This is a genomic window from Actinoplanes octamycinicus, from assembly GCF_014205225.1.
GTDB classification, from domain to species: Bacteria; Actinomycetota; Actinomycetes; order Mycobacteriales; family Micromonosporaceae; genus Actinoplanes; species Actinoplanes octamycinicus.
Window position 1 is genome coordinate 1,569,812 of sequence record NZ_JACHNB010000001.1, and the last position, 23,093, is coordinate 1,592,904.

General features: G+C 71.6%; 21 protein-coding genes. 9 read left to right on the top strand and 12 right to left on the bottom strand.

Annotated elements, in window-relative coordinates; all coding sequences use genetic code 11:
* Positions 1 to 435: 435 nt before the first annotated feature.
* Positions 436 to 540: a hypothetical protein gene (locus BJY16_RS46940; RefSeq protein ID WP_239177423.1), complete on the top strand. Its 105-nt coding sequence runs from the start codon at positions 436 to 438 to the stop codon at positions 538 to 540.
* Here the strand turns inward: BJY16_RS46940 and BJY16_RS07030 are convergent.
* A complete protein-coding gene (locus BJY16_RS07030; RefSeq protein WP_185038289.1) occupies positions 525 to 1,073 on the bottom strand; it encodes a hypothetical protein in 549 nt (182 codons plus the stop codon). The genes BJY16_RS46940 and BJY16_RS07030 overlap by 16 nt on opposite strands.
* Positions 1,074 to 1,144: 71 nt before the next feature.
* Here BJY16_RS07030 and BJY16_RS07035 point away from each other — a divergent pair, with 71 nt between their 5' ends.
* Positions 1,145 to 1,486 (top strand): gamma-glutamylcyclotransferase family protein, encoded by a 342-nt coding sequence (locus BJY16_RS07035; protein ID WP_185038290.1) that lies wholly within the window; start codon positions 1,145 to 1,147, stop codon positions 1,484 to 1,486.
* A gap of 9 nt (positions 1,487 to 1,495) precedes the next feature.
* Positions 1,496 to 2,320: a hypothetical protein gene (locus tag BJY16_RS07040; protein ID WP_185038291.1), complete on the top strand. Its 825-nt coding sequence runs from the start codon at positions 1,496 to 1,498 to the stop codon at positions 2,318 to 2,320.
* 85 nt (positions 2,321 to 2,405) lie between these two features.
* On the opposite strand, the gene BJY16_RS07045 is transcribed toward BJY16_RS07040, so the two are convergent.
* The gene (locus BJY16_RS07045) at positions 2,406 to 3,887 is read right to left on the bottom strand and encodes an Ig-like domain-containing protein (protein WP_185038292.1); all 1,482 of its coding nucleotides are present in this window, start codon (positions 3,885 to 3,887) and stop codon (positions 2,406 to 2,408) included.
* 209 nt (positions 3,888 to 4,096) lie between these two features.
* On the opposite strand from BJY16_RS07045, the gene BJY16_RS07050 reads away from it, so the two are divergent.
* The 5 genes from BJY16_RS07050 to BJY16_RS07070 all read left to right on the top strand — a co-directional run bounded on the left by BJY16_RS07050 (position 4,097) and on the right by BJY16_RS07070 (position 11,302).
* The gene (locus BJY16_RS07050; protein ID WP_185038293.1) at positions 4,097 to 4,291 is read left to right on the top strand and encodes a hypothetical protein; all 195 of its coding nucleotides are present in this window, start codon (positions 4,097 to 4,099) and stop codon (positions 4,289 to 4,291) included.
* A 254-nt stretch (positions 4,292 to 4,545) separates the two neighbouring features.
* Positions 4,546 to 8,493 carry a bifunctional nitrate reductase/sulfite reductase flavoprotein subunit alpha gene (locus BJY16_RS07055; RefSeq protein ID WP_185038294.1) on the top strand — a complete coding sequence of 1,316 codons (3,948 nt, stop codon included), beginning with the start codon at positions 4,546 to 4,548 and terminating at the stop codon, positions 8,491 to 8,493.
* Between the two features lie 85 nt (positions 8,494 to 8,578).
* Complete coding sequence (locus BJY16_RS07060; RefSeq protein WP_239177430.1) at positions 8,579 to 9,451, top strand: Ig-like domain-containing protein; 873 nt, start codon at positions 8,579 to 8,581, stop codon at positions 9,449 to 9,451.
* Between the two features lie 115 nt (positions 9,452 to 9,566).
* Positions 9,567 to 10,232, top strand: a complete 666-nt coding sequence (locus tag BJY16_RS07065) for a response regulator transcription factor (RefSeq protein ID WP_185038296.1) — start codon at positions 9,567 to 9,569, stop codon at positions 10,230 to 10,232.
* Positions 10,229 to 11,302 (top strand): sensor histidine kinase, encoded by a 1,074-nt coding sequence (locus tag BJY16_RS07070; protein ID WP_185038297.1) that lies wholly within the window; start codon positions 10,229 to 10,231, stop codon positions 11,300 to 11,302. Before BJY16_RS07065 ends, BJY16_RS07070 begins: the two co-directional genes overlap by 4 nt.
* On the opposite strand, the gene alr is transcribed toward BJY16_RS07070, so the two are convergent.
* Entirely contained in the window at positions 11,218 to 12,393 is a 1,176-nt protein-coding gene (gene alr / locus BJY16_RS07075; protein ID WP_185038298.1) for an alanine racemase, read from the bottom strand. The two genes, BJY16_RS07070 and alr, sit on opposite strands and share 85 nt — an antisense overlap.
* Positions 12,390 to 13,391 (bottom strand): D-alanine--D-alanine ligase family protein, encoded by a 1,002-nt coding sequence (locus BJY16_RS07080; RefSeq protein ID WP_275408067.1) that lies wholly within the window; start codon positions 13,389 to 13,391, stop codon positions 12,390 to 12,392. The genes alr and BJY16_RS07080 overlap by 4 nt, the downstream gene beginning before the upstream one ends.
* 71 nt (positions 13,392 to 13,462) lie before the next feature.
* Here BJY16_RS07080 and BJY16_RS07085 point away from each other — a divergent pair, with 71 nt between their 5' ends.
* Positions 13,463 to 14,113, top strand: coding sequence for a thymidine kinase (locus BJY16_RS07085; RefSeq protein WP_239177421.1), 651 nt, complete (start codon positions 13,463 to 13,465; stop codon positions 14,111 to 14,113).
* A 232-nt stretch (positions 14,114 to 14,345) separates the two neighbouring features.
* On the opposite strand, the gene BJY16_RS46380 is transcribed toward BJY16_RS07085, so the two are convergent.
* From BJY16_RS46380 to BJY16_RS07125, 8 genes are all read right to left on the bottom strand, one after another.
* Complete coding sequence (locus BJY16_RS46380; RefSeq protein WP_203759045.1) at positions 14,346 to 15,635, bottom strand: pentapeptide repeat-containing protein; 1,290 nt, start codon at positions 15,633 to 15,635, stop codon at positions 14,346 to 14,348.
* A 16-nt stretch (positions 15,636 to 15,651) separates the two neighbouring features.
* Positions 15,652 to 17,070 (bottom strand): glycosyl hydrolase family 18 protein, encoded by a 1,419-nt coding sequence (locus BJY16_RS07095; protein ID WP_185038300.1) that lies wholly within the window; start codon positions 17,068 to 17,070, stop codon positions 15,652 to 15,654.
* 254 nt (positions 17,071 to 17,324) lie between these two features.
* Entirely contained in the window at positions 17,325 to 18,437 is a 1,113-nt protein-coding gene (locus tag BJY16_RS07100; protein WP_239177419.1) for an SPFH domain-containing protein, read from the bottom strand.
* Between the two features lie 17 nt (positions 18,438 to 18,454).
* On the bottom strand, positions 18,455 to 18,706 hold the full coding sequence (locus BJY16_RS07105; RefSeq protein ID WP_185038302.1) for an NfeD C-terminal domain-containing protein: 252 nt from the start codon (positions 18,704 to 18,706) through the stop codon (positions 18,455 to 18,457).
* Positions 18,707 to 18,750: 44 nt separating this feature from the next.
* On the bottom strand, positions 18,751 to 19,473 hold the full coding sequence (locus BJY16_RS07110) for a GbsR/MarR family transcriptional regulator (RefSeq protein WP_185038303.1): 723 nt from the start codon (positions 19,471 to 19,473) through the stop codon (positions 18,751 to 18,753).
* Between the two features lie 108 nt (positions 19,474 to 19,581).
* A complete protein-coding gene (locus tag BJY16_RS07115) occupies positions 19,582 to 20,952 on the bottom strand; it encodes a calcium-binding protein (RefSeq protein WP_185038304.1) in 1,371 nt (456 codons plus the stop codon).
* Positions 20,953 to 21,024: 72 nt separating this feature from the next.
* Complete coding sequence (locus BJY16_RS07120; RefSeq protein ID WP_185038305.1) at positions 21,025 to 21,702, bottom strand: DUF4097 family beta strand repeat-containing protein; 678 nt, start codon at positions 21,700 to 21,702, stop codon at positions 21,025 to 21,027.
* Between the two features lie 11 nt (positions 21,703 to 21,713).
* Positions 21,714 to 23,093, bottom strand: a complete 1,380-nt coding sequence (locus tag BJY16_RS07125; RefSeq protein ID WP_185038306.1) for an alpha/beta hydrolase family protein — start codon at positions 23,091 to 23,093, stop codon at positions 21,714 to 21,716.

Consider the following 23,093-nt stretch of genomic DNA (forward strand, 5'->3'; position numbering starts at 1 on the left):
GTCCTCGCGGTTCACCTCGCTCAGGCGATGGGTGGTTCAACCTGGCCGCGCCGGCGCTGATCGTGCTGCTCGGTGTCGCGGCCGCCGCGGTCGCCAAGTGGCGCCGCCGCTCGTCCTACTTCGTCAAGCCCGCCGTCGAGGAGACCGCATGACCACCGCTGACCTGCTCTTCACCGGTGGACCGGGCAGTGCGCGAGGCGCTGGACGCGATCCAAGCGGCCCGGGTCCGGAACGGCTTCCGGGACACCCGGCCGCACCTGGCCCACCTCCAGGTGGTCGACCCGGCCGACGTGCCGCGGCTCCGGCAGCTGGGCGCGACCGCGAACCTGCAGCCGCTGTGGGCGGCGCACGAACCGCAGATGGACGAGCTGACCATCCCGTTCCTGGACCCGGGACGACAGCGGCTGCCTTCGTACCGGAAACGTCGCGGACCTGGTGGTCCTCGACCGCGACCCGTTCGACGGACCGGTCGCCGAGATCGCCGCGACGAAGGTCGCGATGACCTTCGTCGGCGGCGAGCTGGTTTATTCGAGGGTGTGAAGGGCGGCGAGGAGGCAGGAGCGGCACATGTCCCGGCTCGTCCACTCGGCGAAGATGTCCACGGACGGCGGCTGCTCCTCCTCGCGCCACTCCGGATTCCCCATCCCGCAGACCTCGCGGCGGTAGCGCAACGGGGCGTCGGTGATCGGCGCCCCGCACAGCGCGTGAGTATTCACTTGTGACAAATGCCGCACCGTGTCGCGGGCCCCGAAGACCAGTTCGTACGTCTCCTGGACCCGCCACTGCAGGTACGGCGAGTGCGGACCGAGCACCATGGACCGTCGCGGACAGTAGACGGCATGCCATCCGTGATCATCGGGTGCGTACCTGATCACCACGGGTATCAGCTCGTCAACCGGGGCGTGCGGCCGGTCCGGGAATCTCGGCAGCGGGTCACCGGAAACTCGCGCTCGGTAGTGTTCCACGTGGAACGTGGCGTGCAGGGAATCGACCATCGCGGCGACAACCGTGCTGTATTCGGCATACCGCACGCTGCCGTCCGGGAAACGGACCGTGGCCATCCAGGTACCCACCGCGACCTCCTCGGTCCTAAAACCCGGGACGCACGCTAATCCGCCGCGGCAAGACCAGGCAGGATCAGGGCATGCCTCTGCTCTTCTCGTACGGCACCCTGCAGGATCCCGCTGTCCAACGAGCCAACTTCGGAAGGGAGCTGGAGGGCCGGGCGGACAGCCTGCCCGGGTACGCGGAACGACTCCTGGAGATCACCGACCCGGAGGTGGTGGCGACCAGCGGCAAGACGCACCACCCGATCGTCGTGGAGACCGGCGAGGACGGCGACCGGGTGCCCGGCACGGTGTTCGAGGTGACCGAGGACGAGCTGATCACCGCGGACAAGTACGAAGTGGACGACTACCACCGGGTCCTGGTCTCGCTCGGCTCCGGGGTCCGGGCCTGGGTGTACGTGAGCGCCGCCGCCTACTGACAGCACACCGTGGTCCTGCTCCTCAAGTTCCTGCTCGCCCCGCTGCTCGTCGTCGCCTCCACGCTGGCCGGCCGCCGCTGGGGTCCGCGGGTGGCCGGCCTGCTGGTCACCTTCCCGATCGTGGCCGGCCCGATCCTGCTGATCACCTGCCTGGACCACGGCACGGCTTTCGGCGCCCGGGCGGCGTCGGCGTCGCTGCTGGGTCTGATCACGCTGGCCCTCTTCGCGGTGGTCTACGCCTACGCCGGCCGCCGGTACGGGTGGTTCCCGGCGCTGGCCGTCGCCTGGCTCGCGAACCTCGCCGGCGACGCCCTGCTGGCCCAGCTCACGCTCTCCGCGTGGGCGGCGTTCCCGCTGGTCGCCGTCGCGATCTGGCTGGCCTACCGGGCGGTCACGGCGATCGACCGGCCGGAGACCGCGCCGCGGCCGGCGGCGCCGCCGTGGTGGGACCTGCCGGCCCGGGCGGTGACCACCGCCGCGCTGGTCGTCACGGTCACCAGCGCCGCGGACGCGCTCGGACCGACGATCACCGGGATCCTGGCGCCGTTCCCGATCGCGACCAGCGTGGTCACCGCGTTCGTCCGGGCCCAGCAAGGGCCGGCGGCGACCATCCGGACGCTGACCGGGGTGACGCGCGGGCTGACCGGCTTCGCGGTCTTCTGCTTCCTGGTCGCGGTGCTGCTCGGCCCGCTCGGCACCGCCCCGGCGTTCGGCCTGGCACTGCTCGGCGCCGTGGCGACCCCGCTGCTCCTCGGCGCCCGGCGACCCGGGCGCCCGCCGACGGCACCGGCTCCCTCTGATGCGGCACTGTCGACGAACCCCGGCGATCGATGACACCGCTCGGCGGGAGACGACACGGGTCGCATGCGAGATCCCGCAGACCCGGTGACCTGCGGTCCTTGGGTCGTTGATGCGGCGGTCAGCGGCGGTAGGTGCGCTTGGTCGAGTACTTGACGTTGCCCGCCTTGTCGTAGGCGCGCAGCTGCACGGTGAACTTCTTGCCGTACTTCTTCGGGTTCAGCGTGAAGCGGTAGCCTGCGGTGTAGTCGGTGGCCACCACCTTGCCGTTGACCAGCAGCTGGACCTTCGCGACGCCGTTGCGGTCGCTCGCCGCGGCGGCGAGCGTGGTCTTCTTGGTGACCCTCGCGTTGTTCTTCGGCCGCTTGGTGACCGACAGGGCGGGCGCGGTGTTGTCGACGATGACGGTCCGGCTCACCGTCCCGCGATTGCCCAGCTTGTCGACGGCCCACCAGGTCACCGTCTTGATGCCGTCCGCGCCGGCGCGGACCCATTGCGAGCTGGTGTACTGGTACTCGATGCCGGTGTAGGCGACTCCGTTCGCGTCGCTCGCGCGGACCGTGGTGAGGAACGACGTCCCGCGGATCAGGGCCCGCTCAGCGGGGTACACCACCATGACCGGAGCGGTCTTGTCGATGGTGACCGCGAACGACTTCGACGAGGTGTGGCCCGCCGCATCCCAGACGCTGAGTTCCACGGTTGCGGTCGGCGCCGGGAATTCGCCGGCCGCCCAGCTGAAAGTCGGATCGGACGACAGCAGCTCGCCGTTCACCCGCCACTCGAACCGGGTGATCGGTGACTCGTCGTCGATCACCGGCGTCAGTCCGGTGCTGCCACCGACCACGCCGGTGCCGGTGTCCACCCGGCTGGTCGTCCACATGCTCGCCGCTTCGACCTGCTGGATGACCGGCGCGGTGTCGTCCACGATGTACTCGGTGCATGTGACGGTGACATTGCCGGCCCGGTCGGTCACCTGGACACACGGCGGGTTGCCCTCGACCGTGGCGTTCCAGACGAAGGACCAGGGCGCCGCGGTCAGGGTGGCGAGCGCGGAACCGTTCGGCCCATCGAGAACCCGGACCGTCGTGGTGTCGGCCGGCACCTCGGTGAACTCCATGGTGACCGGTCCGGAGCGCATCGACGAGCGGTTGGCCGGCGACGTGGTCACCACCGGCTGCACGTTGTCCACGTGCACCCGGACGGCGACCGGCTCACTACCGTTGCCGGCCGCGTCGAACGCCTGCACGGTGAAGGTGCTGTCGAACTCGTTGCCGAGGCGGAACGTGGTGATCGCCTTGCAGGCCCAGAGTCCCGCGGTGGGCGAGGTCTGACAGGTGCCGTAGGCAGCGGGCTCGCCGGGCGTGTCCACCGCGAGCGCGACGCGGGTGACCTGGACGTCGTCGGTCGCTGTCACCCGGAACAGCGGCACCGCCCGGACCGCTTGACCGTCGGTCAGGCCGATGCTGGTGATGACCGGCTTGGTGGTGTCCGCGGCCGGGTCGTCGGCAGCCGCCGGCAGCGCGCCGGCGAGCACCAGACCGCCCGCGAGAGACGCCGCCGTCGTGGCGCGCAAGGCCCAGCCGCGGCGCGATGTCGTATCCATCAGCATGCGTCCCCCATGATCGACTGCGCCGAGGTTAGAGACTTCGGCGACGGTCGATCAAGAGGTTTCCCGCACCGGGCCGAAACGGTACCGTCCCGTTACCGGACGACCGGCCGGCAAGACCGAGAACGTGGCCGGACGGCGGTTGTCCGGGCTCGGGGCGGTAGGGAAGGCTTTCGGCTCGTTCGCTGCCGAGTCCTGGAGTTCGCATGCCTGACCGCACCCTGCGTCGCACGGTGGCCGTTGCCGCGCTCGTCTTCATCGGCGCCGCCCTGCTGATCCTGAGCGGTCTGCTGCCGGGAAGTGTCAAGGACGCGGTCTACCTGCTCCTCCCGGTCACCTGGCTGACCATCTGCTGCGGCCTGGCCAGCCTGGCCCTGTCCCGCACCCGCCGCGCCGGCTGAGCCCGGCCCGAGCAAGGCCCGGCCCGAGCAAGGCCCGGCCCGAGCAAGGCCCGGCCTGAGCAAGGGCCGGCCCGGGCAAGGGCCGGCCCGAGGCCCGGGCGGGATCAGGCGCCGCGGCGCGGGCTCACAACCCGGCCCCGGTGATCGTGAGGATCGGGTAACCCTCGCAGCACCTTCCGGGTGACAGCCTGGTAATCGCCGCTTCCTAGCGTGACCCTTCGAGGACGACGCGTCGGACGGAAGGAACCCTGCCTGTGGCCGCCGATGTCACCCAGGTGCGCACCGTGTGCGGCTACTGCGGCGTCGGCTGCGGGATGGTGCTGGACGTCGCCCGGGACGCCGACGGCCGCCGCCGGGTGCTCAGGGCGAGTGGCGACAAGGAGCACCCGGCCAACCGCGGCCGGCTCTGCACCAAGGGCGCGACCAGCGCCGACCTGCTCACCGTGGGCGGCCGGCTGGGGCACGCGATGGTCCGCGCCGAGCGCGGCGCCGAGCCTCAGCGGCAGCCGCTGGACCGGGCGATCGCGGAGACCGCGCGGCGGCTGCGGGCGATCGTCGACGAGCACGGCCCGGACGCGTTCGCCATGTACGTCTCCGGCCAGCTGACCCTGGAAGCCCAGTACCTGGCGAACAAGCTGGTCAAGGGCTTCATCGGGACCAACAACATCGAGTCGAACTCGCGGCTCTGCATGGCCAGCGCCGGCACCGGCTACAAGCTGTCGCTGGGCGCGGACGGGCCGCCCGGCTCCTACGACGACCTGGATCACGCCGACGTCTTCTTCGTGATCGGCGCGAACATGGCGGACTGCCACCCGATCCTGTTCCTGCGGATGATGGAGCGGGTCAAGGCCGGCGCCAAGCTGATCGTGGTCGACCCGCGGCGCACCGCCACCGCCGACAAGGCCGACCTCTTCCTGCAGATCCGCCCGGGCGCCGACCTGGCGCTGCTCAACGGCCTGCTGCACCTGGTGGACAAGGACGAGGAGTTCATCGCGGCGCACACCGAGGGCTGGGCCGCGATGCCGGAGCTGCTCGCCGACTACCCGCCCGCCGCGGTCGCCGCGCTGACCGGGCTGGCCGAGGAGGACATCCGGACCGCCGCCGAGTGGATCAGCGGGGCGGCGAACTGGGTGACGCTCTGGACGATGGGGCTGAACCAGAGCACCCACGGCACCTGGAACACCAACGCGATCTGCAATCTGCACCTGGCCACCGGCGCGATCTGCCGGACCGGGAGCGGCCCGTTCTCGCTGACCGGCCAGCCGAACGCGATGGGCGGCCGGGAGATGGGCTACATGGGCCCGGGCCTGCCCGGCCAGCGGTCGGTGCTGGTCCCGGCCGACCGGGAGTTCACCGAGCGGGTCTGGGGGCTGCCCGGCGGCACCCTGCGCACCGACGTCGGCCGGGGCACCGTCGAGATGTTCGAGCAGATGGCGGCCGGGCGGATCAAGGCCTGCTGGATCATCTGCACCAACCCGGTCGCCTCGGTCGGCAACCGGAAGACGGTGATCGCCGGCCTGGAGGCCGCCGAGCTGGTGATCACCCAGGACGCCTTCGGCGAGACCGAGACCAACGCGTACGCCGACATCGCGCTGCCGGCCGCGATGTGGTCGGAGACCGACGGCATCATGATCAATTCCGAGCGGAACCTGACCCTGGTGCACCCGGTGGTGGACGCGCCCGGCGACGCCCTGCCGGACTGGCTGCTGATCTGCCGGGTCGCGGCCGAGATGGGCTTCGCGGAGGCGTTCTCGTACGACAGCGCCGCCGAGATCCTCGACGAGATCAAGCGGTTCGCCAATCCACAGACCGGTTACGACCTGCGCGGAGTGTCGTACGAAAGGCTGCTCGACGGCCCGGTCCAGTGGCCGGCCGCGCCCGGTGGGCCGGACCGCAACCCGATCCGGTACCGCGAAGCCGACGGTGGTCTCCGGTTCGCCACCGCGAGCGGCAAGGCGGTCTTCCACCCGCGCCCGCACCTGGACCCGGCCGAGCTGCCCGACGACGACTATCCGTTCGTGCTGAACACCGGCCGGTTGCAGCATCAGTGGCACACCATGACCAAGACCGGCAAGCTGGCCAAGCTCACCAAGCTCAACCCGGCCCCGTTCGTCGAGATCAACCCGGCCGACGCGCGCGCCCGGGGGATCGCCGAGGGCGACCAGGTGGAGATCGAGTCCCGGCGCGGGCGCGCGGTGCTGCCCGCGGTGCTCACCGACCGGGTGCTGCCGGGCAGCTGTTTCGCCCCGTTCCACTGGAACGACCTGTTCGGCGAGTACGTCAGCGTCAACGCGGTGACCAGCGACGCGGTCGACCCGCTGAGCTTCCAGCCGGAGCTGAAGGTGTGTGCGGTGGCCTTGTCCAAGGTCGCTGCGCCGGTTGCCGAACCCGCCGTCGCGCCCACCTCGATTCATGAACTGCTCGGTCTCGACCCGGTGCCACCCGTGCTCACCGACGGGCAGCGCCGCTACCTGGCCGGTTTCCTGGCCGGGCTGCCGCCGGTGCGCCCGGACGCGCCGACGCTGCCGGCCAACGCGCCGTTCGACCCGGACACCACGATGTGGGTCAACGGGCTGCTGGCCGGGATCTTCCACGCCGTACCGGAAAAGGCTCGTGATCTGCAGCCGGCCGGGCCGCGCCTGCAGATCCTCTGGGCGTCACAGACCGGCAATGCCGAGGAGTTCGCCCGCGGCCTGGGCGCACGGCTCGCCGGGACAGGGCGGCAGATTTCGGTACGAGGTATGGACGGCGCCGCCGGTGACCTCCTCGACCCCGATGCCGATCTGCTGGTGGTGACCAGCACGTTCGGCGATGGCGACGCACCGGACAACGGCGCCGAGTTCTGGCAGTCGATCGCCGGGGACGGGGCGCCCCGGCTGGACGGGCGCAAGTTCGCGGTGCTGGCCTTCGGCGACTCGACCTACGACGACTTCTGCGGGCACGGCCGCCGCCTCGACGAACGCCTTGCCGAGCTGGGCGCGGAACGGCTCACGCCGCGCGCCGACTGCGAGCCGGACTTCGAGGACACCGCCGACCGCTGGCTGCAGTCGGTGATCACCGCGCTGACCACCAAGCCGGCCGCGCAGCCCACCAAGGCCGCGCCGCTGAGGTCCGCGCTGATCGGGAACCGGCTGCTCAGCGGGCCCGGCTCGGCCAAGGAGGTACGCCGGTTCACCTTCCACACCGGCGGCCTGCTGGACTACAGCGCGGGCGACGCGCTCGGCGTCTGGCCGGTGAACTGCCCGGACCTGGTCGACGAGTGGCTGTCGGTGACCGGCCTGGCCCCGGACACCGCGGTGGAGCTGGACCGGGTCGGCATGATCCCGCTGTCCGAGGCGCTCACCCGGCACCTGGACATCACGAAGATCACCACGGATCTGCTCCGGTTCACCGCCGAGCGGGGCGGGGACGGGCAGCTCAAGACGCTGCTCCGGCCGGACAACAAGGGTGAGCTGGCGAAGTGGGCGTGGGGCCGGCAGGCCGTCGACCTGATCGCCGAGCAGGGCGTGCGGGCGTCCGCGCAGGAGTGGACCGGGGTGCTGAAACGGCTCCAGCCGCGGCTGTACTCGATCAGCTCGACGCCGCTGGTCGACCCGGACCAGATCAGCCTGACCGTGTCGGTGGTCCGGTTCGACGGCCTGCTCGGCCGGCCCCGCAAGGGGGTCTGCTCGACGCACCTGGCCGATGCCACGGACGACCTCGAGGTGCCGCTGTTCGTGCAGAAGGCGCCGCACTTCCGCCCACCAGCCGACCCGGCCACCCCGATGATCATGGTGGGGCCGGGTACCGGGGTGGCGCCGTTCCTCGGCTTCCTGCAGGAACGCCAGGCGACCGGTGCGTCCGGGGCGAACTGGCTGTTCTTCGGCGAGCAGCGGCGGGCCACCGACTTCTACTACCGCGAGGAACTCGCGGCACTCTCCGCGGCCGGCACGCTGACCCGGCTCGACCTGGCATTCTCCCGGGACCAGCGGGCCAAGGTCTACGTCCAGGACCGGATGCGGGAGCAGGGCGCGCAGCTCTGGGCGTGGCTCCGGGACGGCGCGCACCTCTACGTCTGCGGCGACGCCAGCCGGATGGCCAAGGACGTGGACCGGGCGCTGCACGAGATCGCGGTCAACCACGGCCGGCTGTCCCCGGAGGCGGCCACCGCGTACCTGAAACAGCTGGCCGCGGAGAAACGCTACGTCCGCGACGTCTATTGACGGTTTTCGTGGGCGAACTGTGAAGATCCGGTGGAGGCGGCACTGTGGATTGATCGACACGCCTAGGCTGCCCCGGGTGAAGAGAATGTTGGCTGCCGTCCTGGCCACCACCCTGATCTCCGGGTGGTTCGCCGCACCGGCACAGGCGAACGACGGGGTCGGACCGACGATCCACGTCTTCTACGAGGAGACCGACGGCTACGTGAGCTGGTTCCCCAGCCCGTCGATCTACCTGTTCGACGACGACGGGGTACGCAAGGGCGAGGTGATCCTCAACGGCGAGGTGGTGAACACCTTCGTCAACAACGACCCGATGTTCCCCAAGGACTACCCGCAGGGCCCGGTCGACATGACGATCCGCGCCTACGACATGGCCGGCAACATCTCGGAGTACCACCGCCGGGTCGTCGTCGACCAGGACACCCCGACGGTGACCCTGGCCCCGGCCAACAACACCGTCGTCCGCGGCTGGATCTACGCCTCGGTCACCTCGATCCGGGACTACTCCGGCATGGGCTCGCTGACCTCGGCGATCGTCAAGGGCGACTACAACGTCACGACCCGCAAGGCGCCGTGGCGGATCGCGCTGAACACCCGCAAGGTCGCCGACGGCAAGCACGCGATCTTCTACGCGGTCGACGACAAGGCGGGCCATTCGGTCTACGCCGAGCGGGCCATCTGGGTGGACAACACCGCTCCGACGATCTCGCTGGCCAAGGCCCCTCGCGCCGGGAAGGTCAGCAAGACCTTCGCCGTCACCGCGAAGGCCGCCGACCGCTGGGGCGTCGCCAAGGTCCAGCTGCTGGTCAACGGCAAGGTGGTGAAGACCGACACCAAGGCCGGTTACACCTTCAAGATCAACCCCAAGAAGTACGGCAAGAAGTTCACCGTCCGCCTCCGCGCCTACGACCGGGCGGGCAACGTGACGTACACGGTCACCCGCACCTACCGCCGCTGACCCCTGCTCTCCGGGTGCCCGGCTCGCGCACGGCGAGCCGGGCTGTCCGGTGGCCCGGGGGCCGGATGAACGGATGTCACCGAGGGACTGGGCAGCGGTGGCTAGGGTGCGACACGTGCGCATCTTGATGGCCGACGACGAGCGGACCCTGGCCGACACGGTCGCCGACGGGCTGCGGCAGTTCGCCATGGCGGTGGACGTCGTCTACGACGGCGCGGAGGCGCTGGAGCGGATCAACACGCATCGGTACGACGTCGCGATCCTGGACCGGGACATGCCCCGGCTGACCGGGGACGAGGTCTGCGTCCGGGTCGTCGAGCAGGGCATCGACACCCGGTTGCTGCTGCTCACCGCGGCCGCCGGGATCCGCGACCGGGTCGAGGGGCTCGGCCTGGGCGCCGACGACTACCTGACCAAGCCGTTCGCCTTCGCCGAGCTGGTGGCCCGGGTGCAGGCGCTGGCCCGGCGCTCGGCGGCGCCGCTCAAGCCGGTGCTGGAGCAGGACGGCGTGCTGCTCGACACGGTCCGGCACTTCGCCTCCCGGGACGGGCTGACGCTGAACCTGACGCCCAAGGAGTTCGCCGTGCTGCGCGTGCTGCTGCGCGCCGGCGGCCAGGTGGTCAGCGCCGAGGACCTGCTGGAACAGGCCTGGGACGAGAACGCCGACCCGTTCACCAACTCGGTCCGGGTGACCATCATGACGCTGCGCAAGAAACTCGGCGAGCCCGCGGTGATCCACACCGTGCCGCGGGTGGGATACCGGCTCGGAGCCGCGTCGTGAGGGCCCGGTCGCCGGGACGCCGGGTCACCCTGGTCTGCACCGCGGCGTTCGTCCTCGGCGTCACGGTCTTCTGGCTGGCCGACTTCCTGCTCTTCTGGCTGCGGCTGGCGGGCAGCCAGCTCTGCGGGCCGGTGGAGAGCCGCGGCGAGCTCTGCCGAACCCTGGCGCAGCGCCCCGACCTGCAGCATTTCGCGCTCGTCGTGCTGGTCTCGGCGGCCGCGCTGGGCAGCGCCCGGTGGACCGTGCGCTGGTGCCTGCAGCCGATCCGGGAGCTGGAGCCGGTGATCGCCAGCGTCGGCCCGCAGAACTTGGGCTACCGGATCAACCCGGACGACGGCGACGCCGAGATCGCGGTGCTGGCCCGGGCGATCGACGCGATGATGGACCGGATCGCGATGGGCTACGAGGCGCAGCGGCACTTCGCCGCGAACGCCGCACACGAGCTGCGGACCCCGCTCGCCGTGCAGCGCACCCTGATCGAGGTCGGCCTGGCCCGGGCCACCAGCCCGGACAAGCTCGAACTGGTCACCGCGCAGCTGCTGGAGACCAACGAGCGCAACGAACGGCTGATCGAGGGTCTGCTGGTGCTCAGCGAGAGCGACCGCGGCCTGGTCACCAAGATCCCGTTACGGCTCGACGAGATCGTCGCCGGGGTGCTCGACGACCACGAGACGCAGGCCCGGGAGGCCGGCCTGACGATCACCCGCACGCTCGCGCCCCGGGTGGTGCTCGGCGAGCGGGTGCTGCTCGAACGGCTGGTCACCAACCTGGTGCAGAACGCCATCAAGTACAACCGGCCGGACGGGACCATCGAGGTCGAGGTGGGCGGCGAGCCGGCGCTGACCGTCACCAACACCGGCGACGACGTGCCGCCCGGGGTGGTGAGCGGGCTGTTCGAGCCGTTCCGCCGGCTGTCCGGCACCCGGATCGACCACAGCGGCGGCGCCGGCCTGGGCCTGACCATCGCCCGGTCGATCTGCCGGGCTCACGACGGGGTCATCGCCGCGCACTCGTCCGGCCGCGACGGGCTGCGGGTGGAGATCGCGTTCCCGGCGCAACGGCCGCGGTAGGACCGCCGGACCCGCGGGCCGATCCCGGTCAGGATCTCGTGCGGGTTGGTCTCCGCCCAGCCCGCCCACTCGGCGACGGTCGGCTCACCCCGGTCACCCGGGCCGAACAGGACCACCCGGTCACCGGCCCGGACCGGCAGGTCACCGACGTCCAGCACGATCTGGTCCATGGCGATCCGGCCGACGACCGGCACCCGGCGGCCGTGGACGGCGACCTCGGCACGGCCGGCCACCCGGCGCGGGACGCCGTCCGCGTATCCGGCCGGGACCAGGGCGAGGGTGGTCTCCCGGGCGACCACGTGGTCCGGGCCGTAGGAGACGCCGGTGCCCGGGCCGACCCGCTTGGTGAGGATGACGGTGGACTCCAAGGTCATCGCCGGACGCAGGCCGAAACTACGGCCCGGGACCGGCTCCACGCCGTACACCGCGATGCCCGGCCGGACCAGGTCGAACCGGGCCTGCGGCAGCTGAAGGACGGCGGCCGAGTTGGCCAGGTGGACCAGGTGCCCGGCCAGGCCGGCCGCGGCGGCTTCGGCACGGGCGTGGCCGAAGGCGATCAGCTGCCGGGGCAGCCCCGGGTCGTCCGGGTCCTCGGCGTTCGCCAGGTGCGACCACACCCCGCGGACCGTGATCAGACCGGCCGCCCGGAGCTTCGCGGCGACCGTGAGCAGGTGCGGCCAGTCGCCGGCGGTCGCCCCGCCGCGGGACAGCCCGGTGTCCGCCTTCAGGTGCACGGCCGCCGGGCGACCGAGCCGCCCGGCCGCCCGGGCCAGCGACTCCAGGGTGCGGACCGCGCTGACCGACAGGTCCAGATCGGACACCAGAGCGGTTTCCAGTACGTCGTCCGGCGTGTGCAGCCACGCCAGGATCGGCGCCCGGATCCCGGCGGTCCGCAGCTCGATCGCCTCGGCCAGCGAGGTCACGCCCAGCCAGGAAGCCCCGGCGGCCAGCGCGGCGCCGGCCACCTCGACGCTTCCGTGACCGAAACCGTTCGCCTTGACCACGGCCATCACCCGGGCCCCCGCGGCGGCCCGGCGCAGCAGCCGGATGTTGTGCCGGACCGCGTCCAGGTCGACGACGGCCGTGGTCATCGAGCGGCACGCAACAGCAGGTCGAGCAGCTCCGGATAGGTGCGCCCGGCGGCCCGCCAGATCTGCGGGAACTGCGACAGCTCGGTCAGGCCGGGCAGCGTGTTCACCTCGTTCAGCACCACGCCGTCGTCGGTGAGGAAGAAGTCCACCCGGAGCAGGCCGCCGCAGCCCAGCGCCCGGAAGGCCCGGATCGCCGTCTCGGCCAGCAGCTCCCGCTGGTCCGGCCGCAACTCGGCCGGGATGACGAACTCGGCGGCGCCCGGCGTGTACTTGGCGTCGAAGTCGAAGAACGCGGCGCCGTGCCGGATCTCCAGCGCCGGACCGGCCTCCAGGGTCCCGTCCGGGTGCTCCAGCACCGCCATGTCCACCTCGCGGCCCAGCACCGCCGCCTCCACCAGCACCTTGGTGTCGTGCTTGCGGGCCAGCACGATGGCCTGCTCCAGGTCGGCCCAGTCGTCGACCCGGGTGACGCCGACGCTGGAGCCGCTGCGGGCCGGCTTCACGAAGACCGGCAGGCCGAGCCGGGCCCGGTCGGCCGCGGACACGTCGTCGTCACCGGCGCGCAGCACCACGCCGTCGGCCACCGCGATCCCCTCGGCCGCCACGATCGTCTTGGTGAACTGCTTGTCCATCGAGGTGGCGCTGGCCAGCACGCCGCTGCCGACGTAGCGCACCCCGGCCGTCTCCAGGACCGCCTGCAGGGTGCCGTCCTCACCGAACGGGCCGTGCATCACCGGGAACGCCACGTCCACCGAGCGCAGCGCGCCGAGCGCGGCGATCAGGCTGCCGGACCGGGCCGGCCGCGCCGGGAACTCGGCGCCGGTCCCGGTGTCCGTGCCGATCTCCCACACCCCGGCGCGCGAGATCCGGATCGGCAGCACGTCGTAGCGCCCCCGATCGAGGAACCGGAAGACCGAGGCGGCGGAGCGGCAGGAGACGTCGTGTTCCGCGCTCTGCCCGCCGAAGATGACCGCGACCCGGGTCCTGGAGTTCTGCATGGCGGACATCCTCGGGATCGGCCCGTCCGGCCAGCGTCAGCGATCTCCTTAGGCGATCTTTATTCCGGAAGATGCCGACTTCCCGGATTTCCCGGGTCAATCAGGCAGCATCCGCCGGTGGAGTCGGGGTGCTGCCCGCCGCCGACCTGCGTGGTGGCACGCTCTGCGTCATGGACCTGACCGTGATCCTCGGCCCGATGAAGGGCGGCAAGTCACTCGAGATGATCAGCTTGCTGTCCCCGCTGCAGCACACCGGCATCCCGCACCGGATCTACCAGTCGGCGCGGCACGGCCGGGACACCGCGGTGATGTCCCGCTCCGGCGGCTCCCTGGAGACGCTGAAGGTGCACACGCTGGCCGGGGCCACCGAGGGCGACGTCGAGGTGATCGGCGTCGACGAGATCCACATGTTCACCGTCGACGACATCGCGGTGCTCGGGATGGCCGTCCGGGCCGGGATCAAGGTGGTCGTGGCCGGGATCGATCTGGACCACCGGGGGCAGCTGTTCGCGCCGGTGCGGGCGCTGTTCGAGCTGGCGCCGGAAAAGGTGATCTACCGCCGCGCGGTCTGCGACGTCTGCCGCTCCCTGGACGCCACCCACACCCAGGTCCTGGAGCACGGCAAGCCGTTCATCCGCGAACTCGCCCCGTCGACGCCGCTCCCGGACGATGGCACTTATACCTATGAGGCGCGCTGCCGCAGGTGCGTGGTCCTCCCTTAGACCCCTCCCCGGCCCGGGCGTGACGGGTGATCACAGTTCCGCGGGTCGTTGCGGCATGTCAGTTCGAAGCCAATCGCCCCGCTACGTTCCACTCCCCACCCACCCAGGGGGGCCTGCCCGAAAGCAGTGTCGCGCGGATTCGCGGCCCCGGTGGCGCGGGTTGTGGACAGCGCGCCTGTGTGGATAACTCGTCAGCGCGTCGGCGGCGACCACGATCGATTGAGGATCACGGTCAGATGTCCGTGGATGGCCGAAGCGGGCGGAACCAAGAACCTCGGTCCCAGGCGACGCAGACCAGGGTGGCAGTGGCCGCGAAAAGGCCGGCGGCCAGGAGCAACGCCATCTCGGAGTGGGCGTTGCGGACGGCCAGCGCCGGGGTCGCGGCGATCCCCGCGGTGACCGCGGTGACGGCCAGGCCGAGCAGCCAGCGCGGGGTGTCGCCGGCCGGGACCCGGGCGTGGACCTCGTGGAGCGCAGTCGCCGTGGCTACGACGATGATCAGCAGGCCGGCTCCGGCGGCTAGCAGGCGGGAGCCGAAGCCCAGCTCGTAGCGGATGGCCAGGGCCGGGACCAGGAACAGGGCGGCCCACCAGGAAAGGCCGGTGACCAGGAGGTCGAGCCCGGGGCCTGGCGGCGGGGCGGCGGTCAGCCGGGTGCCGGTCAGCCGGGTGCCGGTCAGCCGGGCGCCGGTCAGCCGGGCGCCGGTCAGCCGGCCGGCGGTCAGGCGGCCGGCGGTCAGGCGGGTGTGGCGAGCGGTCAGGCGGGCGGCGGTCAGGGCCGCGGTGGACAGGGTGATGCCGAGCCAGTGGTCGCCGAGTTTGCCCAGGCTGTAGAGGAGGACGCTGTCGTAGAGAGCCAAGATCAAGAAGCCCAGAGCGGCGGTCGAGGCGGCGAAGGCCAGGAGATCGACGGCGGTTCGGGGGGCTCGGCCGGCCGGGACCTGGAGGCGGCGGAGAGCCAGGACGGTGAGCACCGCGGAGACGGCTCGGAGGGCCAGGTTCTGGTTGGTGTACGGGGTGTGCAGCGCCCACTCGATCAGGCCGAAGGTGATCGAGTAGGACATCGCGGTCAGCGTGAGCACCGGGACGCTGAGCAGGCGGCGGCACAGGCCCGGGTTGAGCCAGGCCAGCACGGTCAGGTAGGCGAGCATGCCGAACGGCAGCTCCAGCAGGGCCGGGATCCGCAGCGCGCAAACCGCGAAGAGCTGCGGGTACGGCGTGTGCCCGGCCAGCCACGTCATGATCGGGCCGTCCGCGAGCACGAACCAGCCGTCCGGGACATACCGCTGCAGGTAGGACATGTCACCGTGCCGGACGCGGACCGCGTAGACGGTGAACAGCACCTGGTTGAGCAGGAGCAGCGCGGTCACGGCGGCCAGCCACCAGCCGGGACTGCGACGACGGCGGGTGCGCTCCGGCCGTACCGCAAACCGGTCTTGATCTTGATGGGCGGCGCGTGCCGCACGCCAGGTGACCGGGAGTCCGATCAGGATCGACATGATCACCGTGGCGTGCAGCAGCACTGCTCTCCCTCGCGGGTCAGGGCAGGGCGTTCAGGAACGGCTCGTGGCTGTTCTTGAACTCCCAGCTGTAGAACTTGTCCCAGTTGATCGACCAGGTCATCAGGCCACGGAAGTCCGGGTTGAGGCCGCTGCGCGGGGTGTAGCCGCCGCAGTTGGAGCCCTTCACCAGACAGGTGACCGCCTGCTGCACCCCGGTCGGGGCAACATACCCGTTGCCGGCGCTGGTCGAGCTCGGGGCGCCGAAGGCGACCTGGTCCTCACGCAGCGCCGGGAACATGTTCGCGGTGTTGCCGGCCACCGGGAAGCCGGCCAGCATCATGTCGGTCATCGCGACGTGGAAGTCGGCGCCGCCCATCGAGTGGTACTGGTTGTCCAGGCCCATGATCGAGCCGGAGTTGTAGTCCTGCACGTGCAGCACGGTGAGGAAGTCCCGGACCGCGTAGATCACCGGGAGGTAGGAGCCGGCGCGCGGGTCCTGGCCACCCCACGGGCCGGAGCCGTAGTACTGGTAGCCGAGCTGGACGAAGAACGTCTCCGGGGCCATGGTCAGCACGAAGCCGGCGCCGTACCGGGCCTTGAGGCTCTTCAGCGCGCTGATCAGGTTCACGATGACCGGGGTGGTCGGGTTCTTGAAGTCGGTGTCGCCGGTGTTCAGCGACAGCGAGTGACCCTCGAAGTCGATGTCGACGCCGTCCAGGCCGTACTTGTCGATGATCGCGCTGACCGAGCTGACGAACTTGTCCCGGGCCGTGGTGGTGGTCAGCTGCACCTGGCCGTTGGCGCCACCGATGGAGAGCAGCACCTTCTTGCCGGCCGCCCGCTTCGCCTTGATCGCCGCGATGAACTGCGCCTCGGTCTCCACACCGGGGCACTCGGTGGCCGGGCAGAGGGTGAACCGGATGTCGCCGGAGGTGACGCTGGTCGGCTCGCCGAAGGACAGGTTGATGATGTCCCACTCGGCCGGTACGTCGGCCATCTTCAGGTAGCCGGCGCCGTTGGCGAAGCTGGCGTGCAGATAGCCGATGAGCGCGTGCTTGGGCAGGCCGCCGACCGGGATCGGGGTGGTCGGGCTCGGGCTGGTCGGCGTCGGGCTCGCGGTCGGGCTGGTCGTCGGGCTCGTCGTCGGGCTGGGGCTGGTGGTCGGGCTCGTCGTCGGCGTCGGGCTGGTGGTCGGGGGTGTGGTCCCGCCGCACGCGCCGTTGTTTATCCAGACGTCCCACTGCCCGCTCTTCAGGGTGGGGTCCTCACCCTGGGTCCACCACTTGGCGGTGTAGTTGTTGCCGCCCTTGGAGGCGACGTTGTCCTTGACGTAGGTCGCGGAGGCGCTCCAGGCCGGAGCGCACGCCGCGGCGGCGCTCGCGGTGGAGGCGACATAGACACTTGAGCATGCGGCGGCCAGCACTGCCGCCGTGGCGAGGGTCACGGATCGACGCATGGGCAATTATTAGGACTGTTAACTGAAGATGTAAAGAGCCTGGCCAAAGTGTTGCCAACCGGGGATGGCGCGAACGACCGCTCCTCGGCGGCCTGCAGCTCATCACCGGCGAGTTCACCGGCGGCCCGTTCGAGGACTACCTCGGATCAGCGGTCTCTCGCCGACCGGGACCGCGAGCTCAAGCACCAGCCGACCACCCACGGGTGCTCGGCGGTTCCCGGGCCCGGCCGCTCAGGCAGCCGGGCCCGGGCTGCTCAGGCGGCTGATTTCGGGGTGATCGGGGCGACCGTGGTGGCCGGCTCGGTGCGGATACCGGAGCGGAGCGTCTCCAGCATCGTCATGCCCTGCGCGGCCAGCGACGCGACCACGCTGTTCAGACCCTCGGCACCGTCCAGGACGGTGACGTTGGCGCCGCGCAGGCCCTCGGCGGCGGCCCGCAGCATCTCCGGCAGGCGATCGATGATGGCCTGGTCCAGGGCGATCCGGCCCTGCGCCGCGGCGGCCTCGGCGGAGAGTTTGGTGGCATCCGCCTCGGCCCGGGCCAGCGCCCGGATCCGCTCCGCCTCCGCCTCGGCCGGCCGGATCACCTCGGCGATCAGCTGGGCCTGGCGCAGCTCGGCGTTCTTCTGCGCGACCAGTGCCTGCTCGGCGAGCACCTCCTGGGCGGCGCGGGCGGCAGCCAGCGGGCCCGCCTGCGACGCGGTCTGTTGCGCCTGGTCGATCTCCGCTTGGTACTGCGCGCGGGCGATCGCCGTCTGCCGGGCGTACTCGGCCTGGTGCCGGATGCTCTCCTGCTCGGACATCGCACTCTCCCGGTCGGCGGCGGCCTGCGCGACCTTCGCCTCCTGGTTGACCCGGGCCTGGTGCGGCGCGGCGAGCGCCTTGATGTAGCCGACGCCCTTGTCGTCGATGCTGCTGATCTGCAGCGAGTCGACGGCCAGGCCGATCCGGGCCATCTCGGTCTTGCTGGCGTCGACGATCGCGTCGGCCAGCGTCTGCTGCTCCCGGATGATCGACTCGACGGTCATGCTGCCGATGATGCTGCGCAGGTGACCGGAGAAGATCCGGCCGACCAGCGTCGGCATCTGGCCCTGGTTGCCCTGGAAGCGGCGGGCCGCCGCGGCGATCGACTCGTGGTCGTCGCCGACCTTGAACGCGATCACCGCCTGTACGGCCAGCGTCAGGCCCTGCTTGGTGTAACAGTCCTCGATCACCTCGGCCTCCTGCATGGCCAGGGTGAGCCGGGTGGCCTTGGAGAAGACGGGCATGACGAAGACGCCGTGCCCAGTGACGATCTTGAACGGCAACGCGTCCGCACCCCGTTGTCTCCGGCCGCTGATCAGCAACGCCTCGTTGGGGGCGGGCACCCGATAACCGAACACTTCTACAGCCCTTCGTCGACGCCGCGGGCGATCCCGTCCGGCGGCACAGTGGGCCATGGCTCGACGTCGACCTGGCGCGCGCCACGGTTGTGGATGACGAGCGCCTCTGCCCCGATCGGCAGGGGCACCAGCGAGTACGCGAGGTAGTAGTGCGGCAGGCCGCCGACCAGGAGACGGATCTCCCCGGCGCGCTCGCCGCCGCGGATCGCGGTGATCACCGTGCCGATCCGGCCGACCAGCGTCTCACTCGTCACGCCTGCATTGTGCTCCCGTCCCACGAGTCCCGGAGGCCCCGAGGTCACCCGCTCGCGGGCGGCGTCGGGCCGAGCACCTCGCGGGCCTGCTCGGCGGCGCGGATGATGGCCTCCGCGACGAAGTCGACGAACCGGGCGACATTCTCCAGCCGGTCGGCGGCCGGGGTGCCGGCGCCGAGGACCTGGACGCCCTCCCGGGCGATCCGGGCCAGCTCCGCGTTGGCCCGGGCGCTGGCGATCATCGACTGGTAGAGCGCGGCGTTGTCGACGACGTACCGCTCGCGGCGCCGCTCGTCCCGCTCCCGGCGGATCAGGCCCAGGCTCTCCAGCACGGTCACCGCCTTGGACACCGACGCCTTGCTGACCTGCAGGTGCTGGACCAGCTCGGCGGCGGTGAGGCTGCCCGCGTCGGTGGTGTAGAGGCAGGTCAGCAGGCGAGCCATCATCTTCGGCAGGCCGGAGGCCATCATGTTCGTGGTGAGCGCCTCCTCGAACTCGCGCACCGCCTCCGGGTCGCGGCCGTGCGCGGTCAGCCGGGTCTCCGGGCCGCGCGGGACGGCCCGGCGCCGCTGGTGGGCGCGGCGCTCGGTGGCCCGGTGCGCCAGGTCGGCGCGGTAGCCGGTGGGTCCGCCGTTGCGCATCACCTCGCGGGTGACCGTCGAGGTGGGCCGGTCGAGCCGCCGGGCGATCTCCGCATAGGCCAGCCCGTCGGCCACCCCCAGCGCGATCTGCTGACGCTCCTGCTGGGTGAGCCTGCCTCCCGGCATCGAAGATCTCCTTCCGTACGCCTCCGGCCCGCCCAGCGTAGCGTTTCTCGGATCGGAAACAACGAAGGACCGCCCGGCAACCGGGGCGGTCCTTCGCGCTCGCGTGGTCTAGCGCTCGCAGTTCACCAGCTTGTCGCCCTCGCTGTTGGGCAGGCAGCGGTCGCCGGCCGGGCCGTTGTCGCCGCCGTCCAGGGCGTCGATCTTCCCGTCCTGGGCGCCGTCCAGGTAGTCGTCGCCGGCCTCGCCGTAGAGCTGGTCGACGCCGTCGCTCTCGCCACCGAGCAGCACGTCGTCGCCGGCCCCGCCGCGGATCACGTCGTCGCCGTCGCCGCCGTCCAGCTTGTTGGCCCCGTCGTTGCCGGTCAGCACGTCAGCGGCCTGGCTGCCGCGGATGTTCTCGATCTCGGCGACGGTGTCCCGCTCGCCCGGCCGCCCGTCGTCGCCGGTCGCGTCGTCCAGGTCCACGGTCACCGGCTCGAACCGCCACCGGTAGTCGACGGTGTCCACGCCGGCCCCGCCGAGCAGCAGGTCGGCGCCGGAACCGGACTCCAGCACGTCGTTGCCGTCGCCGCCGTAGAGCTTGTTGACGCCGGCGTAGTCCTGGAGTGAGTCGTCCCCGCCGTTGCCGACGATCGTGTCGTTGCCGGCCAGGCCGGAGAGGGTGTCCGGACCGCCGGTGCCGTAGAGGTGGTCGTCGCCGAGGCCGCCGATGATGGTCTCGGCGCTGAGGATGGTGTCGCCCTCGCCCGCGCGGCCGTCGTCGCCGGTGACCCCGTCGGAGTCCGCGGTGATCGGCTTGGTCCGGGCGTAGTAGGAGATCTGGTCGGTCCCGGCGCCACCGGAGATCAGGTCGGCGTCCGCCCCGGCCTCCTCCTTGCCCTGCGCGTGGCTGTCGTTGCCGGCCTCGCCGTACTCCCGGTCGTTGCCCCGGCCGCCGGTCAGGTTGTCGTTGCCGGTGCCGCCGACCAGCAGGTCGGCGCCGGTCTCGCCGTACAGGTAGTCGTTGCCGGCCAGGCCGTGGAGGCGGTCCGCGCCGGTGCCGCCGAACAGGTAGTCCTGCCCGGAGCCGCCGATCAGGGCGTCCGAGCCGGAGCCGCCGGTGGCGAGCAGCGACAGGTTGCTCCGATTGGTGACCTTGTCGTTGCCCGAGCCCAGGCTCACGTTGACCGAGCCGATCTCGGCCTTCACCGTGCAGCGGACCTTGGTCTTGTCCCGCTTGACCGGCTTGCAGCCCTTGCCGGCCCGCACGGTGACCCGGTCGTCGATGGTGACCGTCCGGCCGGACCGGGTGACCACGACCGCGTTCCGCTTCCCGGAGCCGGCCTTGAAGACGACGTTGACCGGATCGCCCGGCTCGATGGGCGCGCCCACGTACACATATCCGGTGCTGGCGGCTTGCGCGGGTGCGGCGGACACCCCGACAGCCGCGGTGGTGGCGAGCAGCGCCACGCCGGCTCTGGTCAACCAATTCCTGGACATCGATCCCCCGTTGACAGAATGTTCATCAATTTCCGCGGATCATAGATCAACGCGACAGCGATACGGGGGGCGTCACGACGCAGCCGGCGTGAGCACGATGTCGCCGCCACCGGAGTCGACCCCGATCCGGTGCGTCGCGGCGGCGTCGGACGGGACGCCGATGCTGGTCGTGCCGCCACCACCGTGCGCCTCGACGCGGTAGCTGTCGTCCGGCAGCCGGAGCGTGACGTCGCCACCGCCGCTCTCCACCCGCACCGACGCGGGCGCCTCCGCGAAGGCGAGCTGGACCGCGCCGCCGCCGGTCCGCGCGGTGACCGGGCCGAGATCGCTGCCGTTGACCGCGCCGCCGCCGGAGCTGACGGTCAGCTCGCCGGACAGGCCGGTGACCGAGACCGCGCCGCCGTCGCTGTCCAGCGTGGCCCGGAACCGGGCCGGCACCTCGATGCGGTAGTCGACGCCGCAGGTGCCCCGGTGCCCCTGGCAGCCCGAGGTGAAGGTGAGGTCGGTGCCGACCACCCGGTGCTCCGGGGACGGCTTCGCGCCGGCGTAGACGAGGGTCTCGACGACCCGCACCGTGTCGCCGGTGCCGGCCGTGACGATGATCGTGCCGCCCAGGCTGCTGACGGTCACCGCGTCGGCCCGGTCGGTCAGGTCGTACGAACGGGTCTCGGTCTGCTGGTGCTCGTCGCAGGCGGTGAGCGGGCCGAGGGCCAGGAGCAGGCCGGTCAGGACGGTGCGGCGGATACGCATGACGGTGCCTTTCAGGGCAGGAGGAGGCCCCAGTACAGGGCCCAGGGGAGGAAGAGGGCGCCGGCCGCGATCAGCAGGCTCTGCCGCGGGCGGTCGGCCGCCGAGGTGCGCCACGCGTGGACGGTCAGCGCCGTGCAGATCACCGTGATCAGCGCGACGGCCTGCAGCGCCAGCCAGAGGACCGGCCGGCCGGCCAGCATCGGGCCGGGCGAGATGCCCTTCCAGTTCGCGCTGTCGGCGACCGTGACGAAGTAACCCACGAAGCCGAGCACCGCGACCGGGCCGACGACGGCGAGCAGCCGGGCCGGGCGGGCCACCGGGACCGGACGGCGCCGGATCCGCCGGACCAGCGCCACCACCGGGTACGACAGGAAGCCCAGCAGCAGCACGGCCAGCGCGCCGAGCTGGACCGGCCAGGACTCCCACCACGCCGACCGGGCCAGCGCGACACTGGTCGCCTGCTGCGCCGGGGACGGGTCGATCCGCGGCGCCGGGACCCGGCCGGCGCCGACCGCGCGCACCCACTCGCCGACCAGGTCCGGATAGGACGGGACCAGCTGGGCGGTGTACATCCCGCTGTCGTCCAGGACGCGCAGGGTGTGCCCGGCGCCCGGGAGGAACCGGACGGTGAGCGGGGCGCGGACCGTCTGCCGCAGCACGGCGGCGCTCTCCGCGGGCGGCACCTGGGTGTCCGCGGCGCCGTAGACGGCCAGGACCGGCTGGGTCACCCCGGACAGCGCCGGCCGCGGGTCGTGCCCGGCCTCGGCGAACAGGCCGGCGTCGTCGGCCAGCCGGTAGAACCGGTTGGACAGGGTGTCCCGGAGCGCGCCGGAGACACCGGCGGCGGCCAGCTTGTTGCGCATGTTCCAGTTCTGCACGCGCAGCGGGGTGAGACCCGGTGCCGAGGCCAGGACCAGGAAGGCGATGTCCGGCGACCGGCCGGCGGCGATCGGCATGACCCAGCCGCCCTCACTGATCCCCCACAGGCCGACCGCGTCCGGCCGTACCCCGGGGTGCCGCCGCAGGACGCCGGCCGCGGCCACCACGTCGTCGGCGAGCAGCGAGTAGTCCGGCTGGTCGAGCCGGCGCTTGTCGTAGGTGAGGACCGCGATGCCCTGCCGGGCGAAGGCGATCGCCTCCGGGGTGACGCTGCTCCGCGTGCTGTTGCCCGAGCCGTGGACCAGCACCAGGCCGGGTAGCGGGGCGGCGGCGGTGCGGGGCGCGATGACCGTACCGTCAAGCGTCTGTCCGGTTTTGGTGGTGATCTGGACGTCGGTGGTGGTCAGGTCGGCGGGGATCGGCGGCGCCGGGAGGGCCGCGCCGGCCGGGACGCCGGTCAGCGCGACGGCGACCAGCGCCAGGATCAGGATGCGGAGGCTGCGTGCGATCAC